5 protein-coding genes are annotated in these 3,536 nt (G+C 64.0%); 2 read left to right on the top strand and 3 right to left on the bottom strand.

Annotation, left to right across the window (positions count from 1 at the left end; translation table 11 throughout):
• Positions 1-240: 240 nt before the first annotated feature.
• Entirely contained in the window at positions 241-594 is a 354-nt protein-coding gene (locus ICM05_RS12310; protein WP_188024926.1) for a hypothetical protein, read from the bottom strand.
• Between the two features lie 39 nt (positions 595-633).
• Positions 634-1,128, bottom strand: coding sequence for a peroxiredoxin (locus ICM05_RS12305; RefSeq protein ID WP_188024925.1), 495 nt, complete (start codon positions 1,126-1,128; stop codon positions 634-636).
• A 220-nt stretch (positions 1,129-1,348) separates the two neighbouring features.
• Between ICM05_RS12305 and ICM05_RS12300 the strand changes: the two genes are divergently transcribed.
• Positions 1,349-2,377 carry a class I SAM-dependent methyltransferase gene (locus ICM05_RS12300; protein ID WP_353055911.1) on the top strand — a complete coding sequence of 343 codons (1,029 nt, stop codon included), beginning with the start codon at positions 1,349-1,351 and terminating at the stop codon, positions 2,375-2,377.
• A gap of 185 nt (positions 2,378-2,562) precedes the next feature.
• Positions 2,563-3,087 carry a hypothetical protein gene (locus ICM05_RS12295; RefSeq protein ID WP_188024924.1) on the top strand — a complete coding sequence of 175 codons (525 nt, stop codon included), beginning with the start codon at positions 2,563-2,565 and terminating at the stop codon, positions 3,085-3,087.
• Between the two features lie 13 nt (positions 3,088-3,100).
• On the opposite strand, the gene ICM05_RS12815 is transcribed toward ICM05_RS12295, so the two are convergent.
• Positions 3,101-3,536: LuxR family transcriptional regulator (locus ICM05_RS12815; RefSeq protein ID WP_251364667.1), on the bottom strand; the 436-nt coding region annotated here is incomplete at its 5' end.

Here is a 3,536-nt window from a genome sequence, read left to right as displayed (position 1 = left end):
CGGTTTCCCGTTGATGAGAAGGGTGAGTGCGTGGGCGCGAATGGTGAGTGGGTAGTGGCGCATGAGAGGGTGAGTGCTTCCTGTCCTGGTTATGGACAGGTGTTGCACTCACCCTCTGAAACCGCCTGCGCCTTCTTCAGCTCTTCGACTTTGTGAACTGGGATACGGATTGTGCGAGATGTATCTGCTCTTGCGCGCGTGATGGCTTGCTGCACCCACCACGTTGCATAGGTGGAAAGCTTAAAACCCTTTCGGAAATCCCATTTCTGTTTTGCCCGTTCCGCTGCAAAGCTCGCCGAGGCCAAGGCCGAGATGTTCTTCACCGTCATCGACAACTGGGTTGAGTTCGCAGACCGCCTCCGCGAAGCGCTCGACCAGCTCGAGGCCGGTGGCGGGGTGCGCGGCTTCGATGACGAGCTCGACGCCATCGTTCTCAGTGAGCACGTGTTCGAGCCACTCGTCGTCGAGCGGGCCGAGCTCGGTGTTGAGCGTCTCGTCTTCAAACCACCGGCGGATCCACTCCCAGTCGTCGCGCACCATTCGTCGTGCGAGGGCGCCGCCAGCTGCGCCCTGTGAACCAAGCTGCTCTGCCATGCTCTGAATGTAGCACTGCCGGACGCTGCGCGCGACGGTCTATGAATCCGCCGCAGCGAGCCAGCTCAGCACCTCGGCGGGGTGTCCTCCCGGATCCGAGACCTCGGTGAAGCGATGCACGATTGCCCCGGCTTCGGTTACCAGGGTGGCCCTGCGGTAGAGCCGTGCGCCCTGGAACGAGAATGTCGCGAGCCCCAGTGGAGACGCGAGCGCGAGCGTTGAGTCGGAGAGGAGCGGGTATGGAAGATGCAGGCGCGCAGCGGCCTCGGCCTGATAGGCGCGATCTTGCGTCGATAGGCCGAGGATCGCCGTCTCCTGCGCAGCGAATTCGCTGGCCAGGTCTCGGAACGAGCAGGTCTCGGCCGTGCAGCCGCGCGCACCCGGGAGCATCTCCCATTCTGAAGGCGCTCCCTCGGGTGGGCTGGTGCGCGGGTAGACGAAGGGCACGCTCCTGCCAGGTAGTGCGCTGAGGTCGATCGCGTCGCCAACCGTAGAAGGAAATGCTCGTTGCGGGACCTTCGTCGTTGCACGCATTTGTACCGCAATATCGTCTCGCGGGCGAAAACCGCGGTGCCTCGCAGCGTGCGCCCCATCTTATCGATAGCCCCTCGGGCCCACGCTCCGGCCGAGGCAGTCCGCCAGTAGACTGGGTGATGTCTTTCGTCGTGTCGCGCCTCCGCGACTCGCGGCCCCCAACAGAGATCCGACCGGAAGGCGACGCCCGATCATTCAGCAGCATCCCACCCGAACGGCAGTGACCTGGGAAGAGCGTGGGGTGCAATCGTCGACGAAGTGGTTGAGCGCGAGCGAGCGGCCAGCACCGAAGCACGTCGTGTTGGTCGATGACAGACTCACCGCAGACAGGGCCATCGGGTTCGCCTCGCAGGGAACGGCGATGCTCTGGCAGGGCGATATTCACGGTGCAAAGCAGATCTTGAGCGCCATCGGCCGTCGCCTCACGAGGCAGGGCGCGAAGACTGGCAAGCGCGGCGCAGCTCCCGCGACCGCGGCGGAGCAGTTCTACCGGATCCGGCAGATGCATGCCCAGCGCTCTCGGGTGCTCTCGCTGATCCTGATTCCCCTTGAGCTGCAGGGTGGCGTCGTGAGCATCCCGCTGCCGCGCGCGCCCGAGGTCGATGCGGCTATCCGGTTCGCCTACGGGGATCTTGGCTTAGGCGAGCAGGATCGCGCAGTTGTCAGCCTTCAGGAACTCGTCGGCGTGCTGAGCGCGCATCAGTGGTACGTGAACGGGGTCGACGTGCCGAGCCTCGGAGTGAGGATCCACCCGCACTATGGCACGTTCATGCCGACGCGCCACGAGTACGTTGACCTCGTCGCTAGCGCGCCACTTCCGGCACACGATCTCGCCTTCGACATCGGCACCGGTACTGGCGTGTTCTCGGCAGTGCTCGCGAAGCGGGGCATCAGACGCGTCATCGGCACCGACTTGCAAAAGCGGGCGGTTGACTGCGCGACTGAGAACTTCGAGCTTCTCGGCATCGCGGACGTCGCAGAGGCACGAATCTGCGACATATTCCCCGAGGGCAAAGCCTCGCTTATCGTCTGTAACCCGCCCTGGCTGCCGGGCAGCGCGGCCACCTCGCTCGACGCGGCGATCTACGATCCGGGAAGCCAGATGCTGCTGAGCTATCCTGCTGGCCTCCCGAGCCACCTCTCGGAGGGGGCGAGGGTTGGCTTGTCATCTCCGACCTCGCAGAACTCCTCGGGTTGCGGACGCGGCAGATGCTGCTTGACGCGATTGCCCGCGCCGGGCTCGATGTGATCAGCCGTCTCGACACGACGCCCGCCCACGGCCGCGCGTCTGACGCCACTGACGTGCTGCACGCGGCGCGCTCCCGCGAGGTGACCTCGCTGTGGCGGCTCCGCGTCGCGGCGACCGCCGCATCATCGGAGGCTTGCTGACCGTCAGATAGTATTGTGTTGAGCATGAGCAAGGAAACGAGCGACATGTCGGAACCATCTCGCGAGGCAGCAGGGCAACCTGACCTCCTGCAGCAGGTCCATCTGTCGACCGAGGAGGGGGTCTACGGCCTCATTCTCGTCGCGGGACTCATTGCGGTGGCAGGTTCGACGGGCCAAGGGCCAGTCCAGACGCTGGCGTTCATCACGATTACTGTCGGCGTCTTCTGGGCGGCTCACGTCTACGCTGGAACAGTTGCTGCTCACAGTGGCAACTCGGCTGCGCATGTGTCACTGAGGGGCGCATTCCGGCACTCCCTGACACGCTCCCGCGGGCTTCTCACAGCGGTCATGCCTCCTGCGATTCCGCTGGTGCTCAGCGCGCTTGGCGTGTTTGAGGCGCGTACAGCGGATTGGCTCGCACTTTGGGCGATCGTTGGAGTGCTCGCGATCCTTGGCTACCTTGCTTACTTACGGAAGGGTGCGGCGCTTCATGTGCGCCTGATAGGTGCGGCGTCAACTGCGGCATTCGGGATCGTGATCATCCTGGCAAAGGCACTGTTGCACCACTAGCCGCCAGAAGCGGCTACCGGTTCAGCTTGTGTGTGCGGACGGCCTCACGTCGAGTATTGACCCCGAGCTTTCGATAGATCGAACGTTGATGCGAACGAACCGTGTTCACAGAGACGTGAAGCTCTGCAGCGATCTCCTCCGCAGTCATCGTTGTCGCCAGATAACTGAAAATTTCTCGTTCGCGAATCGACAGCTGCGAGGGCGCAGGGGAATCCTGCGTTCCGCCCGAGGGACGGTAGGCGAGCCGAGCCGCGATGAAAGACTCGAACTCAGTTCCCCAAGAAGAGTGCTCTGTCAGCAGCTCGCGGCCGATGTCATCGAGGTCAATGAACGGGGCAATAATTCCTTCTCGAGCGGCGACCGCAAGGCTGCGCTCGAGACGTTGGTGTGCCGTCGCGGGGGTAACGGGGGGCCCACCGACGGCCGGTTGGGGGTACAGGGCGGGGGGG

This window comes from Leucobacter sp. cx-42 (assembly GCF_014529985.1).
Classification (GTDB): domain Bacteria; phylum Actinomycetota; class Actinomycetes; order Actinomycetales; family Microbacteriaceae; genus Leucobacter.
Note: the sequence above shows the minus strand (reverse complement) of the source record. Positions and strands in the feature narration are given on the sequence as shown.